The following is a 283-nucleotide window of genomic DNA, read 5'->3' on the forward strand; positions in this document are numbered from 1 at the left end:
GGGCAGACTTCGATGCGCTTCCCCTAAAAGAGGAGACGGGATTGGATTTTGCCTCTACTGGCACCCAGAAGGATGCCGATGGCAATGACACTCCGGTTATGCACGGGTGCGGGCACGACATGCACACTGCCTGTCTGCTGGGCGCAGTAAAGGTCCTGCTGGCACAAAAAGACCTGTGGCAAGGCACTTTCATTGCGCTCTTCCAGCCGGGTGAAGAAACGGCCCAAGGCGCGAAATCCATGGTAGCGGACGGGCTGGTCGAACAGGTTCCCAAACCCGAAGT

General features: G+C 58.0%; 1 protein-coding gene. It reads left to right on the forward strand.

Annotated features, from left to right (window positions below):
- Nucleotides 1–283, forward strand: a 283-nt coding sequence (locus QP381_RS08975; protein ID WP_285068657.1) for a M20/M25/M40 family metallo-hydrolase, incomplete at both ends; no start/stop codon positions are given.

The sequence above is a fragment of the Pauljensenia sp. UMB6358 genome, from assembly GCF_030216865.1.
Classification (GTDB): Bacteria; Actinomycetota; Actinomycetes; order Actinomycetales; family Actinomycetaceae; genus Pauljensenia; species Pauljensenia turicensis_A.